This window comes from Streptomyces sp. TAA204, assembly GCF_000424965.1.
In genome coordinates this window covers 193,692-219,715 of sequence record NZ_AUKW01000006.1, presented here as the reverse complement: position 1 = coordinate 219,715, position 26,024 = coordinate 193,692, and the positions used below count along the sequence as shown (strand labels likewise).

Sequence of the window (26,024 nt, the reverse complement as noted above, 5' to 3'; positions counted from 1 at the left end):
TCCCGCCCTCCGCCCGTCACCTCCCGGTGCGCCGGTCTTGGGGCTGCCCGTTCGGCCGCGTACGCCGGAGGGCCGCGCTCCTCGAACTCCTCCCGCCTTCGAATCCTTCGTGCCCTTCGAGCCCTTGGAGCCCGCAGCACATGACAGCGACCAGCGGCGAGACCGCCACTGCCGGCAACGCGGACGCACAGGACGTCGCGGCCCGGCTGCGCGAGGACATCGACGGCGAGGTCCACGTGGACGACTACACCCGGCATCTGTTCTCCCGCGACGCCAGCATGTACGCGATCAAGCCGCTCGGCGTGGTCTTCCCGCGGCACGCCGGCGACGTACAGGCGGCGGTGGCGGCGGCCGGCGAACTGGGGGTACCGGTCGTCCCGCGGGGCGCCGGTACGAGTCTGGCGGGCCAGACCGTCGGCCCCGGCCTCGTGCTGGATCTCTCCCGGCACATGAACCGGATCGTGGAGATCGACGCCGAGGGACGGACCGCGCTGGTCGAGACCGGCGTCGTGCAGGACCAGCTAAACCGGGCCGCAGCGCCGCACGGCCTGATGTTCGGGCCCGACACCTCCACCAGCAACCGCGCCACCGTCGGCGGGATGATCGGCAACAACTCGGCGGGCAGCGGCTCGATCCGCTACGGCATGACCATCGACCACGTACGCGAACTCGACGCCGTGCTCTCCGACGCCGGCACCGCGCACCTGGCACCGGTGACGGAGGCCCGTCGCGCGCTCCTCGCCCGGGAGCCCACGCTCCACGGCCGTCTCCACCGTGAACTGCCGCTGATCGTGCGGGACAACGCCGCGGCGATCGCCGAGGGGTTCCCCCAGTTCTGGCGCCGCGCCTGCGGCTACCGGCTGGACCGGCTGGCCCGCAACGAGGAGCCCTTCGACCTGGCGAAGTTCGTCGTGGGATCGGAGGGGACGCTCGTACTGGCGACCCGGGCACTGGTGGATCTGGTGCCCAAGCCCGCCCGTACGGTGATCGCCGTCGGGCACTTCACCTCCGTCGCCGGCGCCATCGGCGCCACCGAGGACGCCCTGGCCTGCGACCCCGCGGCCGTGGAGCTCATGGACCGTACGATCCTGGACCTGGCCCGGCAGAAGATCGAGTACGCCTCGCTCAGCGGCATCCTCGAAGGCGACCCGGAGGCACTGCTGTTCGTCAGCTTCACCGGCGACGACGAACGCGAACTGACCGGCGCGCTGGACAGGCTCACCTCCCTCTGGAAGCGCCACGGCCACGGGTACCACACGCTGCGGGCCGTCACCCCGGCGCAGCAGGGCGCCCTGCTGAAGGTCCGCAAGTCCAGCCTCGGGCTGCTGATGGCCGCGGGTGAGGGCACCCGCCGCCCGCTGGCCTTCGTCGAGGACACCGCCGTGGACCCGCTCCATCTCGCCGAGTACACCAGCCGCTTCAAAGGCGTCCTGGACCGGCACGGCCTCACCGCGGGCTTCTACGGCCACTGCTCGGTGGGCTGCCTGCACATCCGGCCCTTCGTCGATGCCGCCGACCCCGCCCAGGTCGCGACGATGCGCAGCGTCGCCGAGGAGGTCAAGGACCTCGTGAGGGAGTACGGCGGCGTCAACTCCAGCGAGCACGGCGACGGTCTGGCCCGCAGCGAGTTCAACCGCGAGATCTTCGGCGAGGACCTGTACGAGGCGATGCGCCGCGTCAAGGGCCTCTTCGACCCGCACGACCGCCTCAACCCGGGCAAGATCGTCGACGCCCCCGCCATGACGGACAACCTCCGCGACCCCGCCCTGCCGCAGCCCGGACCGCTGCGCACCCACCTGGACTTCGAGGTCGTGGGAGGCATGCGCGGCGCCGCCGACCGGTGCATGAACATCGGGCTGTGCCGCAAGAGCGGCAGCGGCGCCATGTGCCCGTCGTACATGGCCACCCTCAACGAGGAGGACTCCACCCGCGGGCGGGCCAACGCGCTGGTCAAGGCCCTCTCGGACCCCGATCCGCACACGGCGCTGGGCGACGAGCGCCTGCACGAGGTCCTCGGGCTGTGCCTGATGTGCAAGGCGTGCAAGAGCGAATGCCCCCTCGGTGTCGACATGGCGACTCTCAAGGCGGAGGCGCTCTCCCACCACCACGACCGGCACGGAGTCCCCCTGCGCTCGCGCGTCTTCGGCTCCATCCGCTCGCTGAACCGGCTCGGGTCCGCCACCGCACCGCTGTCCAACCTCCCCGGACGCATCCCCGTGCTGCGGCGGCTGATGGAGCGCAGGCTGGGCATCGCCGCGGCCCGGCCGCTGCCCGTCTACGTCCGCCGCAATCTGGTGCGCTGGTTCCGCCGCCACCGGGCGGAGGAGGCAGCGGCAGGCACGCAGGGCACCGTCACCTATCTCGCCGACTCCTTCACCACCTGGACCGAACCGGGCATCGGCCGCGCCGCCGTCGAACTCCTCGAACGCTCCGGGTGGCGAGTGGCGCTGGAGACCCGCGGCTGCTGCGGCCGCGCCGCGTTCTCCAAGGGCCTCATCGAGGAGGCAAAGGAGCAGGCCCGCAAGCTGGCCGGGCTGCTGAAGGAGACCACTCCGCCCGGCTCGCCCGTCGTCGGCTGCGAACCCTCCTGCCTGATGACCCTCCGCGACGAGCACCGCGCCCTGCTGCCCGAGGAGCAGGCCGTCCAGGACGTCTCCGAACGGGTGCGGCAGGTCGAGGAACTGCTCACCGACGCGATCGACGACGGGCGGCTCCGGCTGAGCACCCAGGCCTGGCCCGCCGGACGCAGGATCGTCTACCACGGCCACTGCCATCAGAAGGCCGAGGTCGGCACCGCCGCCACCGTCGCGCTGCTGAAGCGCATCCCCGGCGCCGAGGTCGTCGAACTGGACGCGGGATGCTGCGGGATGGCGGGCTCGTTCGGGTTCGAGTCCGAGCACTACAGCCTGTCGATGACCGTGGGAGGCGACCGTCTCTTCCCCGCGATCGAGGGGGAGCCCGAGGGCACGGTCCTGGCCGCCACCGGTGTCTCCTGCCGGCAGCAGATCTTCCACGGCACGCGCCGCACCGCGTGGCACCCGGTCGAGCTGGTGCGCGAGGCGCTGCTGCCGCAGTACGTGCCCGCCGGCGACGGGGACAGGGGCGGGTACACGGGCGGGGACGGGGACATGGACAGGCGCACGGGCGCGTCCTCCCACGGGCCCGGGACCGAAGCGGAGGGTCGGCGGTGACGGCCGGTCAGTCCGCGGGCGCGCTCCAGGGCGTACGCGTCATCGACCTCACCCAGGTGATGGCGGGCCCCTACTGCACGATGCTCCTCGCCGATCTCGGCGCGGACGTGATCAAGGTGGAGCCGCCCGGCACGGGCGACCAGGTCCGCCGTTCCTGGAGCTCTCCCCGGCCCGGCCACGACAGCGCCGCCTTCCACTCCCTCAACCGGAACAAGCGCAGCGTCACGGTCGATCTGCGCTCCGGCCAGGGGCAGGAGGACTTCCGCCGGCTCGTGCGGGACGCCGACGTCGTCGTGGAGAACTTCCGGCCCGGCGTCGCCGACCGGCTCGGCGCCGGTTACGAGTCCGTCCGCGCGGTCAGGGCCGATGTCATCTACGCCTCGATCTCCGGCTTCGGCCAGTACGGACCGTACGCCGACCGCCCCGGCTACGACCTCATCGCACAGGGCATGGCGGGCGCCGTCAGCGTCACCGGCGACCCCGGGAGCGCGCCCGTCAAGTGCGGCCTGCCCGTGGGCGATCTGGGCGCGGGAATGCTGTGCGCCATCGGCATCCTCGGCGCGTACACGCACCGGCTGCGCACCGGGGAGGGGCAGTACCTGGAGACGTCCCTCTACGAGGCGGTGCTGGCGATGTCGGTGTGGGAGTCCACCGAGCTGTTCTCCACGGGGCGTGCCCCGCAGCGCCTCGGGTCGGCCCACCGCATGTCCGCCCCGTACCAGGTGATCCGCACCATGGACGGTCACGTCACGGTCGCCGCCAACAACGAGCGCCTGTGGCAGCGGCTGTGCACCGCCCTGTCCATGGAACATCTGGCCGAGGACGAACGGTTCGCCGACAACACGGCCCGGATGGAGCACCGTGCGGAGCTGATCGCCCTGCTGGAGGGCAGGCTGGCGGCCCTGGGCACGCAGGAGTGCGTGACGCTGCTGCTGGAGGCGGGAGTGCCCGCCGGGCCGATCCTGGACTACGGGCAGATCCTCGGAGCCGATGCGCACGCCGAGGCGCGTGGCATGGTCGAGCACTACGACCACCCCGTCGAAGGCCGCTCACGGGTCGTCGGATTCCCGGTCAAGCTGGGCCGCACCCCGGCGCGGATGCGCCGCCACCCACCGCTGCTCGGCGAGCACAACGAGGAACTTCTGGGGGACGCATGAACGGTGACGAGCACAGCCCCGGCGTGAGCTGGACCAAGGAGGCGGTACCCGGCACCGGTGCGTACGCGGCACAGGTGACGCTCGCCAATCCGCGCCGCCGCAACGCGCTCACCATGGGCATGTACGACCAGCTGGAGCAGGCCTGCGAGGAGATCGACGGCGACCCGGACGTGCGGCTGACGGTGCTGCGCGGGGCGGGCGGCCGTGCCTTCGCCGCGGGCACCGACATCCGCGAGTTCGAGGGGTTCACGGGCGCGGACGGCGTCGCCTACGAGCAGCGTGTGGGACGTGCCGTAGAACGTCTCGCGGGGCTGCGCATGCCGGTGGTCGCCGCAGTCCAGGGCCCCGCCGTCGGCGCCGGTCTCGCGCTGACGGCCTGCAGCGACGTGGTGCTGTGCACGCCGGACGCGGTGTTCGGGGCGCCCATCGCCCGTACCCTCGGCAACTGCCTGGCCCCCGCCGTGATCGCCCGCCTGTACGCGTCCCTGGGCCGCGCCCGTACGCTGCGTGCGCTGCTCACCGCCGAACTCGTCCCCGCCGCGGAGGCGTTGGCGGCGGGGCTCGTCCAGGAGATCGTCGAGCCCGGCGAGTTCGACGACCGGCTGGCCCGGCTCGGCGAGAGCATCGCGCGCGGCGCCCCGCTCACCCTCGCCGCACTCAAGGAGGCAGACCGGCGGGTGCTCGCCGCCGCCGCTCCCGCACCGGCCGAGGACCTCTACGAACTGTGCTACGGCAGCGGCGACTTCCGCGAGGGCGTCACAGCCTTCCTGGAGGGGCGTCCCCCGCGCTGGCAGGGACGCTGAGCACAGGCGGTCCCGACGCCAGGGGGCCGGCGGCCCGTCTCCCCGCCGCCTGCCGCCTGTGCGGTGTCACTCGGCTCGGTCCTCGCGCCCGGGACCGGAGGGGAGGGGAGGGGAACTGCGGATGGTCAGCCCGGAGAAGTGCTGCCCCTGGACGACCGGGCCGTGCTGCACGCCGCCGCTGATGCGGTTGTGCACCGTCACGTGCGGCCGGCCGCCGCCCTGCGGGTCGAGTTCCGCGAGCAACTGCCGCAGCTCCTCGGCCGCCTGGGGGTCCGCCTGGAGGGCACGCCGCAGTCGCGTGCGCCATCCTGCCTCGATGTCGGCCTCGGCCTCTTCGTCGCCGGAACTGCGAGCCGCCATCAACTCCCGTTGAGACAGGGCAAGTTCATCCTCGGCTGCGCTCTCGTCGCCACCGCGGCCGAAGAACCGCGCCAGCCCCGCCCTGGCCTGCGTCCAGGTCTCCGAGACCATGAGACCCACCAGGCTCGACGCCGCCGACGCCGCAAGAGCGGCCAACTCCGCCTCCATGCACACCCCCTGTGCCGCCGCCGGACCGGCACGGACCGACGCACACCATCGTAGAAGCACCGGCCGGGCCCGTGGCGCGGTCAGGTGGTCCGGCCCCGTGGCGCGGTCAGGTCGCGCGGTTGTCCGGGCCTGAGGTGGCAGGTCCCCCTCCGGTTCTCAGGCCCGGTCCGGTACCGGGCCCGGCGGTGAACCGGTCAGCCCGCCGTGCGCCGCAGCAGCGCCAGGTACATCGCGTCCGTGCCGTGCAGATGCGGCCACAGCTGGATGTCGGGCCCCTCCCCCAGATCCGGCATCTCCGGCAACAGCGGGCGGGCGTCGAGGAGTTCGGCCCCGGTCTCCTTGAGGAGGTCTTCGACGACGGCGCGGGTCTCGGCCGGATGCGGGGAACAGGTCGCGTAGCCGACGACGCCGCCGACGCGCACGGAGTGCAGTCCCTGCCTCAGCAGGTCGCGCTGCAGCGGCGCGAAGCCCGCGACGTCCTGCGGCTGCCGCCGCCAGCGTGCCTCGGGACGCCGCCGCAGGGCGCCCAGCCCCGTACAGGGCACGTCCAGCAGCACACGGTCGAAGCTTCCCGGCCGCCAGGCGGGACGGGTGGCATCCGCGGTGATCACCCCGTACGGCCCGGGGTTTCCCGCCAGTGCGCGTGCGACGAGCCCCGCGCGGTGCGGCTGCTTCTCGGCGGCGAGCAGCACCGCGCCCCGCTGCGCGGCCAGCGCGCCCAGCAACGCGGCCTTGCCGCCCGGTCCGGCGCAGGCGTCGAGCCACCGCTCGTCCCGGCCTCCGTCTTCGTCCCGGCCCCCGTCCTCGTCCCCGTCCGCGCGCGGCGGCGCGAGCGGCGCGTCGGCCAGGGCGAGGGCGACGAGCTGACTGCCCTCGTCCTGCACCCCGGCACGTCCCTCCCGTACGGCTTCGAGCGCGCCGGGCTCTCCGCCCTCGGCAAGGCGGACGGCGTAGGGCGACCAGCGTCCGGGCACGATCTCGTCGCTGAGCAACTCCTCGGGGGTGGCGCGCCCCGGGCGGGCGGCGAGGGTCACCTCGGGCCGTTCGTTGTCGGCCGCGAGCAGGTCCTCCATGCCGCGGCTTCCGCCTCCCAGGGCGTCCCACAGCGCGGAGACGATCCAGCGGGGGTGCGCGTGCCGGATGCCCAGGCTCTCCTCGGGGTCCTCGTCGTAGGGCGGCGCGACCCGCTCCAGCCAGCCCTCCAGGTCCTCGGCGGCGATCTTGCGCAGCACGGCGTTGACGAACTTGGCGCGACCGTCCCCGAGCACCGCACGGGCCAGTTCGACTGTCGCGCTCACGCCCGCGTGCGTGGGGATGCGGGTGCCCAGCAACTGGTGCGCGCCGAGTGAGAGCACGTCCAGCACGGGCGGGTCGACCTCGCTCAGCGGCCGGTCGACGCACTCGGCGATGATCGCGTCGTAGGTGCCCTGCCACCGCAGCGTGCCGTAGACCAGCTCGGTGGCCAGCGCGGCGTCCCGGGAGTCGAAGTCCTCCTTCTCGCGCGCCTTCTTCAGCAGCGGCGGGAGGACGAGGTTCGCGTAGGCGTCGCGTTCGCCGACGGCGCGCAGTGCCTCGAAGGCGAGGATGCGCACGGGGTCCTTGCGGGGGCGGCGGTAGGGGCGGGCGGGGCGGCGTTGCCGGTTGCTCACGGGAAAAGGTGCTCCGGACTGTGATGACGAAGGGGCGGCAGGGGGCGGCATGCGACCGTGCGGCGCGGCGCGGGACACAGCCGCCCACGGCGGCCAGCCGCCCGGCGGCCACAGGACACAGCCTCCCGGCGGCGGGCGGCACCCGCGCCGGGTGGCCCCTTCAGCCTACGCCGGGTGCCGTTCCCGTCCCTACGGGCGCTGCCCGCACCGGGGCCCGGGGCCCCCGGGGGCGCGTTCCGCTACTCGCCCAGCCGCTCGCCCTCGCCGGTGCGCACCCCTCGCGCCCAGTCGGCTGCGGGCATCGGCTTCTTGCCCTGGGGCTGGACCCACTGCAGTTCCACGGCGTGCGAACCGGTGCCGGCCCACACACAGTTTTTGCCCGCCAGCAGCTCACCCGGCGCGAGTGCGCTTCCTTCGGGCAGGGCCCGCTCGGGCCGCGCGGTCAGGGAGCGCACCTTGAGCCGCTCACCGCGGAAGACGGTCCAGGCACCTGGGGCGGGCGTGCATCCGCGTACGAGGCGGTCCACCCGCAGGGCGGGCGCGGACCAGTCGATACGGGCGTCCTCCACGCCGAGTTTGGGTGCGAGCGTCACGCCCTCGTCCGGCTGCGGGACGGCACGCAGCGTGCCGTCCTCGATGCCGTCCATCGTCGCGGCCAGCAGGCCCGCGCCGGCGAGGGCGAGACGTGTGAGCAGATCACCGCTGGTGTCCGTCGGCCGCACGTCCTCGGTGACCACCCCGTAGACCGGCCCGGAGTCCAGTCCCTCCTCGATCAGGAAAGTGCTGGCACCGGTCGTCCCGTCCCCGGCCAGCAGCGCGTGCTGTACGGGGGCGGCTCCCCGCCAGGCCGGCAGCAGGGAGAAGTGGAGGTTGACCCAGCCGTGCGCCGGCACGTCCAGTGCCACCCGGGGCAGCAGCGCGCCGTAGGCGACGACGGGGCAGCAGTCCGGTCCGATCTCGCGGAGCCGGGCGAGGAAGTCCTCATCGCGCGGCCGCGCCGGTTTGAGCACCTCGACGCCCTCCTGGGCGGCGCGCTGCGCGACGGGGCTGGGCACGAGGTGCCGTCCGCGTCCGGCGCGCGCGTCGGGGCGGGTGATCACGGCGGCCACCTCGTGCCGCTCCGAGGCGAGCAGCGCGTGGAGCGCGGGCACGGCGACCTCGGGGGTGCCGGCGAAGACCAGCTTCATCGGTGGGGAACACCTCTCACAGAACGGCGGCGCGCCACGGAGTGCTCCGGCGCGGACGACGCGCCAGTCTACGGTCCCGGCCACCGCACCGACCGCGCCACCCGAGGGGGGCGTACGCAACGGCGCGCACCCCCGGCCTGCCCGAACACGCCCCCGGGGCGTGACCCGAGCGGCCATCACCGCGTTGGTCAAGTCAGATTGACCGAAACGAGCCGTTCCGCGGCTCCTGTTCTCTGTACGCCGGTTCGAGAGGCTTTCCCATGGCCGACCACGCAACCCACGACGCCCAGGCGAGGGCCAGCCTGCATCTTCTGGTGCGGGACATCGAGCGGGTCCGCCGCCAGGTGGACGCACTGCGAACCCTCACCGCCCAGCTCGGCAACGTCTACCGCCCGCGACGATCCGCCCCGTCCGCGGGCTTCGTCGTCTACGGGCGAGCTCCCGCACCAACGGTGCGGCTCGCCCAGGAGTTGAGGGACAGCGTGGAGACGCTGGTCACCGCGGCGGTGGACTTCGACCGGTCGCTGGGCTTCTCCTGGGACGCGGTCGGCTCGGCGCTCGGTGTCACCAAGCAGGCGGTGCACCGCCGTTACGGGTCGCGGCGCAACGCGTCACGTGAACTGACCGACACAGGCGGGCAGTCGCCCGACTCCCCGCCCTCCCCGTCGCCTTCCGCCCCCGCGGCGCCCGCACTTCCCGCGGCGGCGGTCCCCCCGCCGGCCGCCGCCCAGGGGGCCGGCGGCCACGGGCCCGCCGCCAGGCCCGTTCCCGGCCGCCCGGCCCGGGACCACAGACCGGGGGCGTTCCCCGGCCCTCGCAACGGCTGACTCCTCCACGGCCGTTGCTCCACCGCCCGGCCGGCGTGCCTCGCCGCCGGGCGGTGCGCCGTCCGCCTCCGCTGCCGGGCCGTGGGAATTTCCTTGCCCCTCACCCCGGCGGTGGCCGCCGCCGTCGCAGCTGCCTGCCGCCGGGGACGGCAGAGGCACCGAGGACGGCAGGGGCGCGGAACCCCGGGGCGCCGGCGACTGCGCGGACCGGGTCACCCGATGTCCGGCGGGTCCACGCGGATCTGCACGGGAGTGCCCTCACGTCGCGTCAGCCGCGCCGCGTGGGCGGTCTTGAGAGCCGAGGCGAGTGCCGCCCCGGAGCCGGGTGGCACCCGCACCAGGGCACGTACCCAGCTCTCGCCCGCCGGCGGATCGCCCGTCCTGCGCGGCCGCCCCGGCGCGGCCACCGGCAGCGGCACCGGCCCCAGCACCTCGGCGTCCGCCGGGAGGCCGGCCTGCTCCAGCAGTTCGGCCACGGCCTCGGCCCGCCCCACGACCGCCGCCATCCGCGACACCGGCGGAAATCCGAGCTCGGCACGCTCCGCCAACTCACGCACCGCGAAGCCGGAGGGATCCCAGCGCACCAGGGCCTGCACCGGCCGCATCGTCGGCTCGGCGACGATCAGCACACTGCCGTCCTCGTCCTGCGGCCGTACCAGTGCCGCCGCCGCCAGCCACCGGCGCAGCGCCTCCTCCCCCGCACGCAGATCGGGGCGCCCCAGCAGCGCCCAGCCGTCCAGCAGCAGCGCCGCCGCGTACCCCGGCCCCTCGGCGACCGGTTCCGCACCCGGTGTGGAGACGATCAGCGCCGGGACGTCCGGCACGCTCCCCAGTACGTGATCGCGCCCGGACGTGCGCACCGGCACCGCCGGAAAGGCACGTCCCAGCTCCTCCGCGGTGCGCCGCGCCCCGAAGACCTGCCCGCGCAGCCGCGTCCCCCCGCACTCCGCGCAGTGCCACCCCGGTGCCGCACGGGCGCACCAACCGCAGCGCAGGTCGGCGCCGTCCTCCGCCGCCTCCAGCGGCCCCGAGCAGGACACGCAGCGCGCCGGGGCACGGCACCGCTCGCACGCCAGCCGCGGAACATAGCCGCGCCGCGGAACCTGGACGAGGACGGGCCCCCGTCGCAGCGCGTCCCGCGCCGTGTTCCAGGCGAGGGTGGGCAGCCGCGCGGTGCGGGCCGCCGGGTCACGCGCCTCGTCCAGCTCACCGACCGTACGCACCAGGGGGGCCGTGGCGCGCACCGTCTCCCGGGACGCCGTCAGCGGCCGTGCCCAGCCAGTCTCGACGAGCTGAGCGGCCTCGACCGAGCAGCTGTGCCCGCCGAGCAGCATGCCCGCCCGCTCGGTCACCGCGCGCTGGAGGAGCACTTCGCGGGCGTGCGGCTGCGGCGCGTGGTCGTCACTGTGGGCTGCGTCCCCGTCGTCCCAAAGCGCCGCCAGCCCGAGATCGCGTACGGGTGCGAACATCGCCGCGCGCGTGCCCACCACGGCACGGACCGACCCACGGCTGACCGCGAGCCAGCGCGAGTAGCGTTCCTCCGGGCCCGAGTCGGCCGTCAGCAGCACATGCCGCCCCTCGCCGATCAGCGCCGTCAGCGCACGGTCGACCCGCGCCGCCGAGCGCCCGTCGGGAAGCACCGCGAGCGCGCCGCGCGAGGAGGCGAGGGCGGCGGCGAGGGCACGCGCCAGCTCCTCGGGCCAGCGCGGTCCCGGCAGCGCCGTCCACACAGCGCGGGGTGCGCCGCCCTCCGCCAACGCGCGCAGATAGGCGGGCCCTTCGGCGTACCGCTCCCAGCTCCCCGGCCCGGGCGGCGCGGGGGGAGGCTGCGCCGGGGGCGAGGCGCGCTTCTCCGCCCGGGCCATGCGGGGCGGCACGGCGAGCTGCACGACGTCAGCGAGGGAGCCCGCGTAACGGTCGGCGACAGCGCGGCAGAGCCTCAGCAGCGAGGGGGTGAGTACCCGCTCCGGGGAGAGCACCTGTGCCAGCGGTGCGAGCGCGCCCGGATAGTCGCTCTCCTCGACCCGCTCCACGACGAACCCGTTGGTCAGACGACCGCCCTCGCGCCGGCCCTCCCTCTCTCCGGCGCCGAAGCGCACCCGCACCCGCACGCCCGGCTGTGCCTCCTCGTCCATCGCGGCGGGGACGGCGTAGTCGAAGTACCGGTCGAGGTGGACCAGCCCCTTGTCCACCAGGACCCGTGCCACGGGCAGCTTCTCGGCGTGCGCCGCGCCGCGCCAGGTGCGCGGCCGGGCACGGGGCGGCTTGCTGCGCCGCACGGTCTCGCGCAGCAGCGCGAGCTGTTCCGGCGCGTCCGGCGGCCCGGCCGGTGGGGGTTCGTGCTGCCCGTTGTCGCTGCTCACAGCTTTCAGTCTTAGCAGACGGCGGGGACACCGGGGCACCGGACCGTACCGGACCGGTGCGCACGGCGGGCACCTCGGCCGCCGGCCGTGCCGGTACGCGTCAGGCCCGGCACCCCGTGTGTGCGGGGGCCGGGCCTGAAGGGGCCGGACGCCTCAAGCGCCCTGCTCCGGACGGTACTTCGGGGAGTTACAGCCCCGCGGCCTTGCGCAGCGCGTCCACGCGGTCGGTGCGCTCCCAGGTGAAGTCGGGCAGCTCACGCCCGAAGTGACCGTACGCCGCGGTCTGGGCGTAGATCGGACGGAGCAGGTCGAGGTCGCGGATGATCGCGGCGGGGCGCAGGTCGAAGACCTCGCTGATCGCCTGCTCGATCTTCTCGACGTCGACCTTCGCCGTGCCGAAGGTCTCGACGAACAGACCCACCGGCTCGGCCTTGCCGATCGCGTAGGCGACCTGGACCTCGCAGCGGCTGGCGAGCTGCGCCGCGACGACGTTCTTGGCGACCCAGCGCATCGCGTACGCGGCAGAGCGGTCCACCTTGGAGGGGTCCTTGCCGGAGAAGGCACCGCCGCCGTGGCGGGCCATGCCGCCGTAGGTGTCGATGATGATCTTGCGGCCGGTGAGCCCGGCGTCGCCCATCGGACCGCCGACCTCGAAGCGGCCGGTCGGGTTGACCAGCAGCCGGTAGCCGTCGGTGTCCAGCTTGATGCCTTCGTCGACGAGGCGCTTGAGCTCCGGCTCCACCACGTACTCGCGGATGTCGGGGGCGAGCAGCGAGTCGAGGTCGATGTCCGCGGCGTGCTGCGAGGAGACCACGACGGTGTCGAGCCGTACGGCCTTGTCGCCGTTGTACTCGATGGTGACCTGCGTCTTTCCGTCGGGGCGCAGGTAGGGGATGGTCCCGTTCTTGCGGACCTCGGAGAGCCGCTCTGAGAGGCGGTGTGCCAGCTGGATGGGCAGCGGCATGTACTCGGCGGTCTCGTCGCAGGCGTAGCCGAACATCAGGCCCTGGTCGCCCGCGCCCTGCTTGTCGAGCTCGTCCTCGTCGCCCTCGACGCGGTTCTCGTAGGCGGTGTCGACGCCCTGCGCGATGTCGGGCGACTGCGCGCCGATGGACTCGGAGACGCCGCAGGAGGCGCCGTCGAAGCCCTTCTTCGAGGAGTCGTAGCCGATGTCGAGGATCTTGTTGCGCACGAGCGAGGAGATCGGCGCGTACGCCTTGGTGGTGACCTCACCGGCGACGTGGACGAGGCCGGTGGTGATCAGAGTCTCGACGGCGACCCGCGAGTGCGGGTCCTCCTTGAGAAGGGCGTCGAGAATGGTGTCGCTGATCTGGTCGGAAATCTTGTCCGGGTGACCCTCGGTCACGGACTCCGAGGTGAACAGGCGGCGGGACACATCGCTCCCTGGGGTTGCAGCGGCTGCTGGCTATTTCTGGTCGGACCGGCCGGGAGCTGCGCCCAGCGCGGTCCGTCGCCAGTTTATCCATCTACGGCCGCATCCAATCACGGAGTCTCGAACTTCGATACGACCGTGACCTGCGCAACCCTCTTCGCATGCCCCCTTGACGCACCTGTCCGCCACCGCCCTTTCCCGGCATGGCACCCCAAACCGGACCGGGCGGAAGGAGGCGTTCCGCGCCGTTTCGACACGGTCCCGGGTACGCCCCCGCGGCGGCCCGCGGCCCCGCGCCGGCTCTAGGGGAAGCGCAGTGCGACCAGGTCCCAGACCTTGTCCGAGAGGACCTCCTTCGGCCCGTACGGAACGGCCGTCTCGCTGCCGTCCGCGCCGAGCACCACGGCCTCGCTCTCCTCCGCCCCGAAGGTCCTGCCCTCCCCCACCTCGTTGACGACCAGCAGGTCACAGCGCTTGCGGGCAAGCTTGGCCCGCCCGTTGGCGAGTACGTCCTCGGTCTCGGCGGCGAAGCCGACGACGATCTGGCCCGCGCGGGGCCGGTCGGTGGACAGCTCCGCGAGGATGTCGGGATTGCGGACCAGTTCGACGGGCTCCGGCTCCGCCCCGCCGCGCTTCTTGATCTTGGCCTGGGCGTAGGAGGCTGGCCGGAAATCGGCGACGGCCGCGGCCATCACGACGGCGTCCGCGTCCGCCGCGGCCTTGATCACCGCTTCCCTGAGCTGTACGGCCGTCCCCACCGGCACCAGATCGGCCCCCGCGGGCGCGGGAAGCTCACTGTTCGCGGCGACCAGGGTGACCCGGGCGCCGCGAGCCACCGCCGTTCGCGCCAGCGCGTGCCCCTGCTTGCCCGAGGAGCGGTTGCCCAGGAACCGGACCGGGTCCAGCGGCTCGCGCGTGCCGCCCGAGCTGATCACCACGTGCCGTCCCGCGAGGTCGGCGGGCTCGGCGACACCGCCGCGGGCCAGCACCCCCCGGCAGACCTCGAAGACCGCCTCGGGTTCCGGGAGGCGCCCCTTGCCCGTGTCGGCTCCCGTGAGGCGTCCGACGGCCGGCTCGATGACGAGGCAGCCGCGGCGGCGCAGCGTGGCGACGTTCTCCTGCGTGGCCGGGTGCTCCCACATCTCGGTGTGCATGGCGGGAGCGAAGATCACCGGACAGCGCGCGGTCAGGAGTGTGTTGGTGAGCAGGTCCTCGGCCAGCCCGTGGGCGGCCTTCGCCAGGATGTCGGCGGTGGCGGGGGCGACCACGACCAGATCGGCGCTCTGGCCGATGCGCACGTGCGGGACCTCGTGCACCGACTCCCAGACATCGGTGGCGACGGGACGGCCGGACAGGGCCGAGAAGGTGGCGGCGCCGACGAACCGAAGCGCCGACTCCGTGGGCACCACCTGTGTGCTGTGGCCGCTCTCCGTCAGCCGCCGCAGCAGCTCGCACGCCTTGTAGGCGGCGATGCCGCCGGTGACTCCCAGAACGACACGGGGTGTGTCCTGCCGGCGCTGCTGCTCCATCGCTCGCCTCTTCCGACGCGGCCCGGCGGTGCCGGGCGGGCTGCTGCCTTGCTACTCACACATGACACACCACGGGCCCGGCGGTCGCGCCGCCGGGCCCGTGGCCGGTGCTCCTCTGCTGCTTACTGCGTGACCGGGACGTCGACCGCCTCGGAGGTCAGCAGGCCCGCGTTGATCTCGCGGAGAGCGATCGAGAGGGGCTTCTCGTGGACGTGGGTGTCCACGAGGGGGCCCACGTACTCGAGGAGGCCCTCACCGAGCTGCGAGTAGTACGCGTTGATCTGGCGGGCACGCTTGGCCGCGTAGATCACGAGGCTGTACTTCGAGTCGGTGGCTTCGAGCAGCTCATCAATGGGCGGATTGATGATGCCCTCGGGTGTGGAGATGGAAGAGGACACGCTCTGCCTTCCGGAGGGGTGCGGTGAAGTTCACAAATGGACCGGCGGTCTGAAGGCTTTCAGGGGGTCCGCATCAAGGCTAGCAGCTCGGCGCTGACGTCCTCGACCGAGGTGTTGACGAGGGTGGTCTCGAATTCCTCTTCGGCCGCCAGCTCGGTACGGGCGGCCGCGAGCCGGCGTTCGACGACCTCCGGGGGTTCCGTGCCGCGGCCCGTGAGGCGGCGCACCAGCTCCTCCCAGTCCGGGGGCGCGAGGAAGACCAGCCGCGCCGAGGGCATGGCCTTCTTCACCAGCCGTGCGCCCTGCAGGTCGATCTCCAGCAGGACCGGCTCGTCCCTCTCCAGACGCGCCAGTACGGGCCTGCGGGGCGTGCCGTAGCGGTTGCCCGCGAACTCGGCCCACTCCAGCAGCTCGCCGTTGGCGATCTGCTTGTCGAACTCCTCGTCGTCGACGAAGAAGTACTGCACACCGTGCTCCTCGCCCGGACGGGGCCGGCGGGTGGTTGCGGAGACGGAGAGCCACACCTCGGGGTGGGCCTTGCGCAGATGCGCGACGACCGTGCTCTTGCCGACGCCCGAAGGGCCGGAGAGCACGGTCAGCCGCGGCTTGCCGGCGGGAGGTTCCGGGGTGGCCCCCCGGGGGACTGCGGTACTCATGCAGCGATTATCCCGGTTGTCGGCAGTGCCTTGCCACCACGGCACCGCGGGCTGGCGGCCCGCGGTACCGGATACGGGCGGGTCAGGCGGACGCGCCGCCGAACTCCCGCTCCAGGGCGGCGATCTGGTTGGAGCCCAGGCCGCGTACGCGGCGGCTCTCGGAGATCCCGAGACGCTCCATGATCTGCTTGGCGCGGACCTTGCCCACGCCGGGCAGGCTTTCCAGGAGAGCGCTGACCTTCATCTTGCCGATGACGTCGTTCTCCTGGCCCTGCTTGATCACGTCGTGCAGGGTCGCGCCGGAGTGCTTCAGCCGGTTCTTGACCTCGGCGCGCTCCCGGCGAGCCGCGGCGGCCTTTTCGAGCGCGGCTGCGCGCTGTTCAGGGGTAAGGGGCGGAAGAGCCACGCCTACGTCACCTCAGTTAGAACTGTTGGGATGGATTCTGTGAGGAACCTTCGTAGCCCCGCCAGGGCGGAGCAATGAGCAGCGCACCTGTTCTCGCTGCTCTCGACGGAGACTAGCGGGCCGTGAGGGCTGAGTCAGCGAGAACTGCGGAAAAGTCCTGGTCAGACTCAAGTCGATCGGGACATTAAAGGACAAAACGCCCCAGTTTTAAGGTCAACTAAGCCCAGACTTGCGGGCGTCGGCGCCTCCACAGCGCATCACCGCAGGTGCGGAGCGGGTACGCGGCAGCACAGCAGGAACGTATCGGCAGCCCTCCGGGCCCGCTCACGCACGCCTTCCCAGGACCTCTGCCAGCGCCCGCGCTTCCGCCTCGGCGGCTCCGCGCAGAGCACCGGCCGACGGCCCGTGGCGCAGCACCCCTCTGCTGGTGCTCGGTACGACGTTGCCCACCGCCGCACCGAACACCCGCGGCAGATCCGCTGCCGTCGCCCCCTGCGCACCCAGACCGGGGGCCAGCAGCGGGCCGTTCACCGCAAGGTCCACGCCCGCCTCCCCCGCCGTGCCGCCGAGGGTGGCGCCGACGACGGCGCCGAACGAACCCATCGGCCGTGCACCGGCGTTCTCCGCGGCCAGGTGTCCCAGCACGGTGGCGGCCACGCTCCGCCCGTCCTCCCGCACCGCGTGCTGCACCTCCGCGCCCTCCGGGTTGGAGGTGAGCGCGAGGACGAACAGACCGCAGCCGCTCGCCCGTGCCCTCTCGACCGCCGGACGCAGCGAACCGAAGCCCAGATAGGGGCTGACGGTCAGCGCGTCCGAGAAGAGCGTGGAGGCCGGGTCGAGGAAGGCGTCCGCGTAGGCGGACATGGTGGAGCCGATGTCACCGCGCTTGGCGTCCATGACGACCAGCGCGCCCGCATCGCGGGACTCGGTGACGACGCGCTCCAGTACGGCGGTGCCGCGGGAACCGAAGCGTTCGAAGAAGGCGGACTGGGGCTTGAGGACGGCGACCCGGTCGGCCAGCGCCTCGACCACCGTGCGGCTGAACCGCTCCAGCCCGGACACGTTGTCGTTCAGACCCCAGTCGGCCAGCAGCGGGGCGTGCGGATCGATGCCGACGCAGAGCGGCCCGCGGACGTCCATGACGCGGCGCAGACGGGTACCGAAGGGCTCCCTGGTCCTCATGCGGCTTCGGCCTTCCGGTGTTCGGCGCCGACTGCCTCGGCGAGTGTGGTGTACGGGCTGGCAGCGAGCCGTTCCGCCAGCCCCTCGTGCAGGGCGCGGGCCCAGCCGGGGCCCTCGTAGACGAAGGCGCTGTAGCCCTGTACGAGGGTGGCACCGGCGAGGATGCGCTGCCAGAGGTCGTCCGCGGTCGTGATGCCACCGACACCGACGAGGGTGACGCGGTCGCCGACACGCGCGTACAGGCGGCGCAGCACCTGCAGCGAGCGTTCCCGCAGCGGGGCGCCGGACAGGCCGCCCGCCTCCGCGGCCAGTGACGGTTCGCACCTCAGGCCGAGGCCGTCGCGGGCGACGGTGGTGTTGGTGGCGATGATCCCGTCCAGGCCGGCCTCCACCGCGAGGTCGGCGACGGCGTCCACGTCCTCGTCGGCGAGATCGGGGGCGATCTTGACCAGCAGGGGGACGTGACGTCCCGGTACGGCGCGGTCGGCGGCCTCCCGCACGGCGGCGAGCAGGGGACGCAGGGCCTCGGTGGCCTGCATGTCGCGCAGGCCGGGGGTGTTGGGCGAGGAGACGTTGACGACGAGATAGTCGGCGTACGGGGCGAGGCGTTCGGTGGAGGTGACGTGGTCGGCGACCGCTCCGGACTCCCCCGCGGCCTTGGTCCGGCCGATGTTGACGCCGACGGCCGCCGCGGCGCGGTTCCCGTCCCCGGCACGCGAGGTGCGGAGGGTGCGGGCCGTACGGGCGGCGAGGCGGGCGGCGACGGCGGCAGATCCGTCGTTGTTGAAGCCCATCCGGTTGATCAGCGCACGGTCCGGCACCAGCCGGAAGAGGCGCCTCGGGGGGTTGCCCGGCTGGGGCCGGCCGGTGACGGTGCCGATCTCGACGTGGCCGAAGCCGAGCATCGCCAGCGCGTCGGCGCCCTCGGCGTTCTTGTCGAAGCCGGCCGCGAGACCGAAGGGGCCGCGCATGCGCAGCCCCAGCGCCCGGGTCTCCAACTCCTCGCGGTGCGGCGCCAGACGGGCGGCCAGCACGCCGCGGAGCAGCGGCACGCGGTACGCCAGGCGGATCCAGGCGAAGGCGGTCCGGTGGGCCCTCTCCGGGTCCATCCGGCTGAAGACGGTCTTGAAGAGCAGGGAGTACATGCGGGCGGTGCCTTCGGGTGCGTACGGACAGAGGATCGGGGGGAGTTCGGTCGGGGCGGGCGGCCGTACGGACCCGGGGGCTCCCGAAGGCGCCAGGAGCCCCCGGGAGGGGCCGCGTCAGGGTGTCCTGCGGGCCGCCGTGAGGTGGTCGGCATGTTCCTGGAGCGAGCGGACGCCCACCTCGCCGCGGTTGAGCGCCTCGATGCCCTGAACCGCCGCGGCCAGGGCCTGCACGGTGGTCAGACATGGGACGGCGCGGGCGACGGCGGCGGTGCGGATGTCGTAGCCGTCCAGGCGGCCTCCGGTGCCCCACGGAGTGTTGACGATCAGGTCGACCTGACCGCCGTGGATGAGCTGGACGACGGTCGGCTCACCGTCGGGGCCGCGGCCCTCGCTGTGCTTGCGTACGACGGTGGCGTTGATGCCGTTGCGCTTGAGCACCTCGGCGGTGCCGGAAGTGGCCAGCAGTTCGAAGCCCATCGCGACCAGTTCACGTGCCGGGAAGATCAGCGAGCGCTTGTCGCGGTTGGCGACCGAGACGAAGGCGCGGCCCTTGGTCGGCAGCGCCCCGTAGACCGCGGTCTGCGACTTGGCGTAGGCGGTGCCGAACACCGAGTCGATGCCCATGACTTCGCCCGTCGAGCGCATCTCCGGGCCCAGCACCGTGTCGACGCCCCTTCCCTGCACGTCGCGGAAGCGGGTCCAGGGCAGCACGGCCTCCTTCACCGAGATCGGCGCGTCCAGCGGCAGGTCTCCCCCGTCGCCGGAGGCGGGCAGCATGCCCTCGGCGCGCAGCTGTGCGACGGAGGCGCCCAGGGAGATGCGGGCGGCGGCCTTCGCCAGCGGAACGGCTGTCGCCTTGGAGGTGAAGGGGACCGTACGGGAGGCGCGTGGGTTGGCCTCCAGGACGTAGAGGATGTCACCGGCCATCGCGAACTGGATGTTGATCAGTCCGCGCACGCCGACGCCCCGGGCGATGGCCTCGGTCGAGGCCCGCAGCCGCTTGATGTCGTGGCCGCCGAGGGTGATCGGGGGCAGCGCGCAGGCGGAGTCGCCGGAGTGGATGCCCGCCTCCTCGATGTGCTCCATGACGCCGCCGAGGTAGAGCTCCTCGCCGTCGTAGAGGGCGTCGACGTCGATCTCGATCGCGTCGTCGAGGAACCGGTCGATGAGGACGGGGTGTTCGGAGATCAGGCCTGCGTGCCGCTCCAGGTACGCCGCCAGCGAGGGCTCGTCGTAGACGATCTCCATGCCGCGTCCGCCGAGCACGTACGAAGGGCGCACCATGACGGGGTAGTTGATCCCGGCGGCGATGCCCTTGGCCTGCTCGAAGGAGTAGGCGGTGCCGTACTTGGGAGCGGGCAGTCCGGCCTCCTCCAGGACCCGGCCGAAGGCGCCCCGCTCCTCGGCGAGGTTGATCGCCTCGGGTGAAGTGCCCACGATCGGCACGCCGTTGTCCTTCAGCGCCTGCGCGAGGCCGAGCGGTGTCTGCCCGCCGAGCTGGACGACGACTCCGGCGACCGGTCCTGCCGCCTGTTCGGCGTGCACGATCTCCAGTACGTCCTCCAGGGTGAGCGGCTCGAAGTAGAGCCGGTCGGAGGTGTCGTAGTCGGTGGAGACGGTCTCCGGGTTGCAGTTGACCATCACGGTCTCGTAGCCCGCCGCGCTCAGCGCGAAGGAGGCGTGCACGCAGGAGTAGTCGAACTCGATGCCCTGGCCGATGCGGTTGGGGCCCGAACCGAGGATGATCACGGCGGGCCTCTCGCGCGGTGCGACCTCGCTCTCCTCGTCGTAGGAGGAGTAGAAGTAGGGCGTACGGGCGGCGAATTCGGCGGCGCAGGTGTCGACCGTCTTGTAGACGGGCCGGATGCCCAGCGCGTGCCGCACCTCCCGTACGACGTCCTCACGCAGCGAGCGCAGCGACGCGACCTGGGCGTCGGAGAAGCCGTAACGTTTGGCCTCCGCGAGCAGTCCCGGGCTCAGCTCCCGTGCCCCCGCGACCTCCTGGGCGATCTCGTTGATCAGGAAGAGCTGATCGGTGAACCAGGGGTCGATCTTCGTGGCGTCGAAGACCTCCTTCGGCGCGGCGCCCGCACGGATGGCGTCCATGACGGTGTTGATGCGGCCGTCGGTCGGCCGCGCGGCCCGCTCCAGCAGTGCGGCCTTGTCGCCGGGAGGGGAGGTGAAGTCGAACTGGCTGCCCTTCTTCTCCAGCGAACGCAGAGCCTTGTTGAGCGCTTCGGGGAAGTTGCGGCCGATCGCCATCGCCTCGCCCACCGACTTCATGGTGGTCGTCAGGGTGTCGTCGGCGGCAGGGAACTTCTCGAAGGCGAACCGCGGCGCCTTGACGACGACGTAGTCGAGTGTGGGCTCGAAGGAGGCGGGTGTCTGCTCGGTGATGTCGTTGGGAATCTCGTCCAGCGTGTAGCCGACAGCCAGCTTCGCGGCGATCTTCGCGATCGGGAAACCGGTCGCCTTCGAAGCCAGGGCGGAGGAGCGCGAGACACGCGGATTCATCTCGATCACCACGACGCGCCCGTCGGAGGGGTCGACGGCGAACTGGATGTTGCACCCGCCGGTGTCCACACCGACCTCGCGGATGATCGCGATGCCGACGTCCCGGAGGGTCTGGTACTCACGGTCGGTGAGCGTCATCGCGGGCGCCACGGTGATGGAGTCGCCGGTGTGCACACCCATCGGGTCGAAGTTCTCGATGGAGCAGACGACCACGACATTGTCGTTCTTGTCGCGCATCAGCTCCAGCTCGTACTCCTTCCACCCCAGGATGGACTCCTCCAGCAGCACCTCGGTGGTCGGGGAGAGCGTCAGCCCCTGCCCCGCGATACGGCGCAGCTCGTCCTCGTCGTGGGCGAAGCCGGAGCCCGCGCCGCCCATGGTGAAGGAGGGCCGTACGACCACCGGGTAGCCGCCCAGGCTGTCGGCCCCCGCGAGCACCTCGTCCATGGAGTGGCAGATGACGGAGCGCGCGGACTCGCCGTGTCCGGTGCGGGCGCGGACGGCTTCGACGACCTCCTTGAACCGGTCCCGGTCCTCGCCCTTGTTGATCGCGTCGACGTTGGCGCCGATCAGTTCCACGCCGTGCTTCGCCAGCGCCCCGGAGGTGTGCAGGGAGATCGCGGTGTTCAGCGCGGTCTGCCCGCCCAGGGTGGGCAGCAGCGCGTCGGGGCGCTCCCTGGCGATGATCTTCTCGACGAACTCCGGGGTGATCGGCTCGACATACGTGGCGTCGGCGATCTCCGGGTCGGTCATGATCGTGGCCGGGTTGGAGTTGACCAGGATCACCCGCAGGCCCTCGGCCTTGAGGACCCGGCACGCCTGGGTGCCGGAATAGTCGAACTCGGCGGCCTGACCGATGACGATCGGGCCCGAGCCGATGACCAGAACGGACTGGATGTCGGTGCGCTTAGGCACTCTGGCCCTCCATGTACTGGCTGCTGTGCTGGTCGTTCGAGGGGTCGGCTTCCCCGCTCATGAGGGCGGTGAAGCGGTCGAAGAGGTAGGAGGCGTCGTGCGGTCCCGCCGCCGCCTCGGGGTGGTACTGGACGCTGAAGGCAGGCCGGTCGAGCAGCCGCAGCCCCTCGACCACGTTGTCGTTGAGGCAGACGTGGGAGACCTCGGCACGCCCGTAGGGTGTCTCGCTCACCGTCCCCAGGGGGGCGTCGACAGCGAAGCCGTGGTTGTGCGCGGTGACTTCGACCTTGCCCGTCGCACGGTCCTGCACCGGCTGGTTGACGCCCCGGTGCCCGTACTTGAGCTTGAAGGTGCCGAAGCCCAGGGCCCGTCCGAGGATCTGGTTGCCGAAGCAGATGCCGAACAGCGGCGTGCCGCGCTCCAGTACCGCCCGCATCAGCGCGACGGGGTGCCCGGCGGTGGCGGGATCGCCCGGCCCGTTGGAGAAGAAGACGCCGTCCGGATCGACGGCGTAGACATCCTCGGCGCTCGCGTCCGCGGGCAGCACATGCACCTCGATGCCGCGCTCCGCCATCCGCTGCGGCGTCATGCCCTTGATGCCGAGGTCGACGGCGGCGACGGTGAAGCGCTTGGTGCCGCGTGCCGGTACGACGTACGGCTCACGGGTGGCCACCTCACCGCACAGGTCGGCGCCCGCCATCGCGGGCGCGGACCGCACCCGCTCCAGCAGCGCCGCCTCGCCCGCCGCCGCGGCCTCGCCGGAGAAGATGCCGGCGCGCATCGCGCCGCGCTCCCGCAGGTGACGGGTGAGCGCGCGGGTGTCGACGCCGCTGATGCCCACGACGCCCTGAGCGGTCAGCTCCTCGTCCAGGGAGCGCACGGAGCGCCAGTTCGAGGGTGTGCGCGCGGGGTCGCGTACGACGTATCCGGCGACCCAGATGCGCGCGGACTCGGCGTCCTCGTCGTTGACGCCGGTGTTGCCGATGTGGGGGGCGGTCATCACGACCACCTGCCGGTGGTACGAGGGATCGGTGAGGGTCTCCTGGTAGCCGGTCATGCCGGTGTTGAAGACGGCTTCGCCGAAGGTCTCCCCCACGGCACCGTACGCGCGTCCGCGGAAGCTGCGGCCGTCCTCCAGGACCAGTACGGCGGGGGACCCGGCGGCGTGCCGGGCGGAGGTCGTCATCATGTGTCCCTCTCAGGGGTTGCCGCGTGGTGGTACGTGCCGGCGACGCCGCTGTCGCCGGTGAGTTCGCCGATCCGCCGCGTCCAGTCCGCGTGCCGGGCGGCGTGGTCGAAGCGGAATCCGGAGTCGAGCCGGCGCTCCCCGTGCTCCCAGGTGATCACCAGCAAGCCGCCCTCGGTGAGCACCTTGCCCGCGATGCCCTTCTCCAGCCGTGCGCCGCGCAGTTGACGCGCGGGGATGAAGAAGTCCCGCGCTCCGGGGCGCCGTACGTCCACGCCCGCCTCGGTGAGCGTGAGCGAGGCGCGGCTGCGGGTGCCCAGGCCGTGGGCGACGATCCGGTCGAGCCACTGCCCCTCGGTGGTGGAGCCGTGGTAGCGCCCGGCGTCCTGGAGCAGCACCGCGCCCAGGGCCCGGCCGTCGTCCGGTGCGACGGGCGGTTCGGGCAGGTCGCCCTGGAGGGTGCCGCGCCACTTCCAGCCCTGCCGCATCAGCCAGTACAGCAGCGCCACGAACAGCGCCAGACCCACGACCCAGCCGATACGGGCCGCCCAGTCGGTGACCTCCTGCGACCTGGGTTCCGCGGCGACGGCGGCCACGGAGGCAGGGGAGAGTGCGTTCACGCCAGTTTCCCGTCCACGACTGTCGCTCGTCCCCGCAGCCATGTGTGCGTGACGCGTCCCGGCAGTTCGCGGCCCTCGTAGGGGGTGTTGCGGCTGCGGGAGGCGAAGCCCGCGGGGTCCACACGGCCACGGTAGTCCGGGTCGAGCAGCACCAGGTTCGCGGGCTCACCTGCGGCGACGGGACGGCCCTGGCCGTGCAGGCGGCCGATGGCCGCCGGGCGGCGGGACATCCGCTCGGCGATCCCGGCCCAGTCCAGCAGCCCGGTCTCCACCATCGTGTGCTGCAGGACCGGCAGCGCCGTCTCCAGCCCGACCATGCCCATGGCCGCCGCACCCCACTCGCAGTCCTTGTCCTCGTGGGGGTGGGGGGCGTGGTCGGTGGCGACGCAGTCGATGGTGCCGTCGGCGAGTGCCTCGCGCAGCGCCCGTACGTCCGCTTCGGTGCGCAGCGGCGGGTTCACCTTGTAGACCGGGTCGTAGGAGCGCACGAGCTCGTCCGTGAGCAGCAGGTGGTGCGGGGTGACCTCCGCGGTGACCTGCCAGCCCTTGGACTTGGCCCAGCGCACCAGCTCGACCGAGCCGGCGGTGGACAGATGGCAGATGTGCACACGCGAACCGACGTGGGCGGCGAGCAGCACGTCCCGGGCGATGACCGACTCCTCGGCGACGGCGGGCCAGCCGCCCAGGCCGAGCTCGGCGGAGACGACGCCCTCGTTCATCTGGGCGCCCTCCGTCAGCCGCGGCTCCTGCGCGTGCTGCGCGACGACGCCGTCGAAGGCCTTCACGTACTCCAGCGCCCTGCGCATGATCACGGCGTCGTCGACGCATTTGCCGTCGTCGGAGAAGATCCGCACCCCGGCGGCGGAGTCGTGCATGGCTCCCAGTTCGGCGAGCTGCTTGCCCTCCAGGCCGACGGTCACGGCTCCGACGGGCTGCACATCGCAGTAGCCCGACTCGCGGCCCAGGCGCCACACCTGCTCCACGACGCCGGCGGTGTCGGCGACGGGGAAGGTGTTGGCCATGGCGTGCACGGCGGTGAACCCGCCCATGGCTGCGGCCTTCGTGCCGGTCAGCACGGTCTCGGAGTCCTCACGGCCCGGCTCGCGCAGGTGCGTGTGCAGGTCGACGAGCCCAGGCAGCAGAATCCCGCCGCCGGCCTCGATCACCTCCGCGCCGGCGGCACGGAGGCCGGTGCCCACCTCGGCGACCGTCCCGCCGTCGATGAGCACGTCCCGCGGGTCGCCGCCCAGCAGCCGCGCGCCGCGGATCAGGGTCTTGCCGGAGGTGGCGGGGGTGCTGCCGGGTGCCGTCTTCTTCGGCTCGGTCATGGTTACTCGTTCTCCTCGGTACGGGCGGGGGCCGGGACGTCGTCCGGCGCCTCGGCCGGATGTGCCTGCGGGGAGCCGGAGACGGCCGGCTCGGAGCCGCCGAGCAGCAGGTACAGCACGGCCATCCGGATGCTGACGCCGTTGGTGACCTGCTCGACGGCCGTACAGCGCGGTGAGTCGGCGACCTCCGCGGTGATCTCCATGCCCCGGTTCATCGGGCCGGGGTGCATCACGACGGCGTGCCCCGGCATGCGTGCCATGCGCTGGCCGTCCAGTCCGTAGCGCCGTGCGTACTCACGTTCGGTGGGGAAGAAGGCCGCGTTCATGCGCTCCCGCTGGACGCGCAGCATCATCACGGCGTCGGACTTGGCGAGGACCGCGTCCAGGTCGAAGCTCACCTCGCACGGCCACGTCTCCACGCCCACCGGCACCAGCGTCGGCGGCGCGACGAGGGTCACCTCCGCGCCGAGCGTGCTCAGCAGATGGACGTTGGAGCGGGCGACGCGGCTGTGCAGCACGTCGCCGACGACGGTGATGCGCCGCCCCGCCAGGTCCCCTTCGCCGCCCGCGAGGCGCCGGCGCAGGGTGAAGGCGTCCAGAAGGGCCTGGGTGGGGTGCTCGTGCGTACCGTCACCGGCGTTGACGACGGAGCCGCCGATCCACCCGGAGGTGGCCAGCCGGTGCGGGGCGCCGGAGCTGTGGTGCCGGATGACGACGGCGTCGGCGCCCATCGCCTCCAGGGTCAGCGCGGTGTCCTTGAGTGACTCGCCCTTGGAGACGGAGGAGCCCTTGGCGGAGAAGTTGATGACGTCCGCCGAGAGGCGCTTGGCAGCTGCCTCGAAGGAGATGCGGGTGCGCGTCGAGTCCTCGAAGAAGAGATTGACGACGGTGCGGCCCCGCAGGGTCGGCAGCTTCTTGATCGGCCGGTCGGCGACCCGCGCCAGCTCCTCGGCGGTGTCGAGGATGAGTACGGCGTCGTCGCGGGTCAGATCGGCGGCCGAGATGAGGTGGCGCTTCATCTGTTGCCTTCCGTGGGTCGGTGGC

Annotated in this window: 20 protein-coding genes; 4 read left to right on the top strand and 16 right to left on the bottom strand. The window is 72.6% G+C overall.

What is annotated here, in order from left to right; translation table 11 throughout:
- Positions 1-140: 140 nt before the first annotated feature.
- Genes H343_RS30510 through H343_RS0113825 form a run of 3 tightly spaced genes read left to right on the top strand, consistent with a single transcriptional unit; the run spans position 141 to position 5,151 of the window.
- Positions 141-3,191, top strand: a complete 3,051-nt coding sequence (locus tag H343_RS30510) for an FAD-binding and (Fe-S)-binding domain-containing protein (protein ID WP_078505578.1) — start codon at positions 141-143, stop codon at positions 3,189-3,191.
- Positions 3,188-4,348 (top strand): CoA transferase, encoded by a 1,161-nt coding sequence (locus tag H343_RS0113830; protein ID WP_028431640.1) that lies wholly within the window; start codon positions 3,188-3,190, stop codon positions 4,346-4,348. Before H343_RS30510 ends, H343_RS0113830 begins: the two co-directional genes overlap by 4 nt.
- On the top strand, positions 4,345-5,151 hold the full coding sequence (locus H343_RS0113825; protein ID WP_037903658.1) for an enoyl-CoA hydratase: 807 nt from the start codon (positions 4,345-4,347) through the stop codon (positions 5,149-5,151). Before H343_RS0113830 ends, H343_RS0113825 begins: the two co-directional genes overlap by 4 nt.
- Positions 5,152-5,217: 66 nt before the next feature.
- Here H343_RS0113825 and H343_RS0113820 read toward each other — a convergent pair whose 3' ends face one another.
- The 3 genes from H343_RS0113820 to fmt form a co-directional block, all read right to left on the bottom strand.
- Positions 5,218-5,679, bottom strand: coding sequence for a hypothetical protein (locus tag H343_RS0113820; protein WP_028431638.1), 462 nt, complete (start codon positions 5,677-5,679; stop codon positions 5,218-5,220).
- 194 nt (positions 5,680-5,873) lie between these two features.
- Positions 5,874-7,328 (bottom strand): transcription antitermination factor NusB, encoded by a 1,455-nt coding sequence (locus tag H343_RS0113815; RefSeq protein WP_028431637.1) that lies wholly within the window; start codon positions 7,326-7,328, stop codon positions 5,874-5,876.
- 239 nt (positions 7,329-7,567) lie between these two features.
- Positions 7,568-8,515 (bottom strand): methionyl-tRNA formyltransferase, encoded by a 948-nt coding sequence (gene fmt / locus H343_RS0113810; protein ID WP_028431636.1) that lies wholly within the window; start codon positions 8,513-8,515, stop codon positions 7,568-7,570.
- A 260-nt stretch (positions 8,516-8,775) separates the two neighbouring features.
- On the opposite strand from fmt, the gene H343_RS0113805 reads away from it, so the two are divergent.
- Positions 8,776-9,342 (top strand): hypothetical protein, encoded by a 567-nt coding sequence (locus H343_RS0113805; RefSeq protein WP_028431635.1) that lies wholly within the window; start codon positions 8,776-8,778, stop codon positions 9,340-9,342.
- A gap of 212 nt (positions 9,343-9,554) precedes the next feature.
- On the opposite strand, the gene H343_RS0113800 is transcribed toward H343_RS0113805, so the two are convergent.
- The 13 genes from H343_RS0113800 to H343_RS0113740 all read right to left on the bottom strand — a co-directional run bounded on the left by H343_RS0113800 (position 9,555) and on the right by H343_RS0113740 (position 25,999).
- Positions 9,555-11,705 carry a primosomal protein N' gene (locus tag H343_RS0113800; protein ID WP_028431634.1) on the bottom strand — a complete coding sequence of 717 codons (2,151 nt, stop codon included), beginning with the start codon at positions 11,703-11,705 and terminating at the stop codon, positions 9,555-9,557.
- Positions 11,706-11,892: 187 nt separating this feature from the next.
- Positions 11,893-13,101, bottom strand: coding sequence for a methionine adenosyltransferase (gene metK / locus H343_RS0113795; RefSeq protein ID WP_028431633.1), 1,209 nt, complete (start codon positions 13,099-13,101; stop codon positions 11,893-11,895).
- Positions 13,102-13,400: 299 nt separating this feature from the next.
- Complete coding sequence (gene coaBC / locus H343_RS0113790; RefSeq protein ID WP_028431632.1) at positions 13,401-14,627, bottom strand: bifunctional phosphopantothenoylcysteine decarboxylase/phosphopantothenate--cysteine ligase CoaBC; 1,227 nt, start codon at positions 14,625-14,627, stop codon at positions 13,401-13,403.
- Positions 14,628-14,749: 122 nt separating this feature from the next.
- Positions 14,750-15,025: a DNA-directed RNA polymerase subunit omega gene (gene rpoZ, locus H343_RS0113785; RefSeq protein WP_028431631.1), complete on the bottom strand. Its 276-nt coding sequence runs from the start codon at positions 15,023-15,025 to the stop codon at positions 14,750-14,752.
- A 59-nt stretch (positions 15,026-15,084) separates the two neighbouring features.
- Positions 15,085-15,681 carry a guanylate kinase gene (gmk, locus tag H343_RS0113780; RefSeq protein WP_028431630.1) on the bottom strand — a complete coding sequence of 199 codons (597 nt, stop codon included), beginning with the start codon at positions 15,679-15,681 and terminating at the stop codon, positions 15,085-15,087.
- A gap of 82 nt (positions 15,682-15,763) precedes the next feature.
- The gene (gene mihF, locus H343_RS0113775) at positions 15,764-16,087 is read right to left on the bottom strand and encodes an integration host factor, actinobacterial type (RefSeq protein ID WP_028431629.1); all 324 of its coding nucleotides are present in this window, start codon (positions 16,085-16,087) and stop codon (positions 15,764-15,766) included.
- A gap of 324 nt (positions 16,088-16,411) precedes the next feature.
- Positions 16,412-17,269 carry an orotidine-5'-phosphate decarboxylase gene (gene pyrF, locus H343_RS0113770; protein WP_028431628.1) on the bottom strand — a complete coding sequence of 286 codons (858 nt, stop codon included), beginning with the start codon at positions 17,267-17,269 and terminating at the stop codon, positions 16,412-16,414.
- Positions 17,266-18,414, bottom strand: a complete 1,149-nt coding sequence (locus H343_RS0113765; RefSeq protein ID WP_028431627.1) for a quinone-dependent dihydroorotate dehydrogenase — start codon at positions 18,412-18,414, stop codon at positions 17,266-17,268. Before H343_RS0113765 ends, pyrF begins: the two co-directional genes overlap by 4 nt.
- A gap of 117 nt (positions 18,415-18,531) precedes the next feature.
- Positions 18,532-21,846, bottom strand: a complete 3,315-nt coding sequence (gene carB / locus H343_RS0113760; RefSeq protein WP_028431626.1) for a carbamoyl-phosphate synthase large subunit — start codon at positions 21,844-21,846, stop codon at positions 18,532-18,534.
- Positions 21,839-23,032, bottom strand: a complete 1,194-nt coding sequence (gene carA, locus H343_RS30505; protein WP_051265244.1) for a glutamine-hydrolyzing carbamoyl-phosphate synthase small subunit — start codon at positions 23,030-23,032, stop codon at positions 21,839-21,841. The genes carB and carA overlap by 8 nt, the downstream gene beginning before the upstream one ends.
- Positions 23,032-23,652: a PH-like domain-containing protein gene (locus tag H343_RS30500; RefSeq protein WP_106958844.1), complete on the bottom strand. Its 621-nt coding sequence runs from the start codon at positions 23,650-23,652 to the stop codon at positions 23,032-23,034. The genes carA and H343_RS30500 overlap by 1 nt, the downstream gene beginning before the upstream one ends.
- Positions 23,649-24,980 (bottom strand): dihydroorotase, encoded by a 1,332-nt coding sequence (locus H343_RS0113745; RefSeq protein WP_051265156.1) that lies wholly within the window; start codon positions 24,978-24,980, stop codon positions 23,649-23,651. Before H343_RS0113745 ends, H343_RS30500 begins: the two co-directional genes overlap by 4 nt.
- Before the next feature lie 2 nt (positions 24,981-24,982).
- Positions 24,983-25,999, bottom strand: a complete 1,017-nt coding sequence (locus tag H343_RS0113740; protein WP_028431624.1) for an aspartate carbamoyltransferase catalytic subunit — start codon at positions 25,997-25,999, stop codon at positions 24,983-24,985.
- Between the last annotated feature and the right edge of the window lie 25 nt (positions 26,000-26,024).

Coding starts and splice junctions, on each gene's coding strand:
- H343_RS30510 (WP_078505578.1), top strand. CDS start 141: ATGACAGCGACCAGCGGCGAGACCGCCACTGCCGGCAACGCGGACGCA.
- H343_RS0113825 (WP_037903658.1), top strand. CDS start 4,345: ATGAACGGTGACGAGCACAGCCCCGGCGTGAGCTGGACCAAGGAGGCG.
- H343_RS0113820 (WP_028431638.1), bottom strand. CDS start 5,679: ATGGAGGCGGAGTTGGCCGCTCTTGCGGCGTCGGCGGCGTCGAGCCTG.
- fmt (WP_028431636.1), bottom strand. CDS start 8,515: ATGAAGCTGGTCTTCGCCGGCACCCCCGAGGTCGCCGTGCCCGCGCTC.
- H343_RS0113805 (WP_028431635.1), top strand. CDS start 8,776: ATGGCCGACCACGCAACCCACGACGCCCAGGCGAGGGCCAGCCTGCAT.
- coaBC (WP_028431632.1), bottom strand. CDS start 14,627: ATGGAGCAGCAGCGCCGGCAGGACACACCCCGTGTCGTTCTGGGAGTC.
- gmk (WP_028431630.1), bottom strand. CDS start 15,681: ATGAGTACCGCAGTCCCCCGGGGGGCCACCCCGGAACCTCCCGCCGGC.
- pyrF (WP_028431628.1), bottom strand. CDS start 17,269: ATGAGGACCAGGGAGCCCTTCGGTACCCGTCTGCGCCGCGTCATGGAC.
- H343_RS0113765 (WP_028431627.1), bottom strand. CDS start 18,414: ATGTACTCCCTGCTCTTCAAGACCGTCTTCAGCCGGATGGACCCGGAG.
- carA (WP_051265244.1), bottom strand. CDS start 23,032: ATGACGACCTCCGCCCGGCACGCCGCCGGGTCCCCCGCCGTACTGGTC.
- H343_RS0113745 (WP_051265156.1), bottom strand. CDS start 24,980: ATGACCGAGCCGAAGAAGACGGCACCCGGCAGCACCCCCGCCACCTCC.
- H343_RS0113740 (WP_028431624.1), bottom strand. CDS start 25,999: ATGAAGCGCCACCTCATCTCGGCCGCCGATCTGACCCGCGACGACGCC.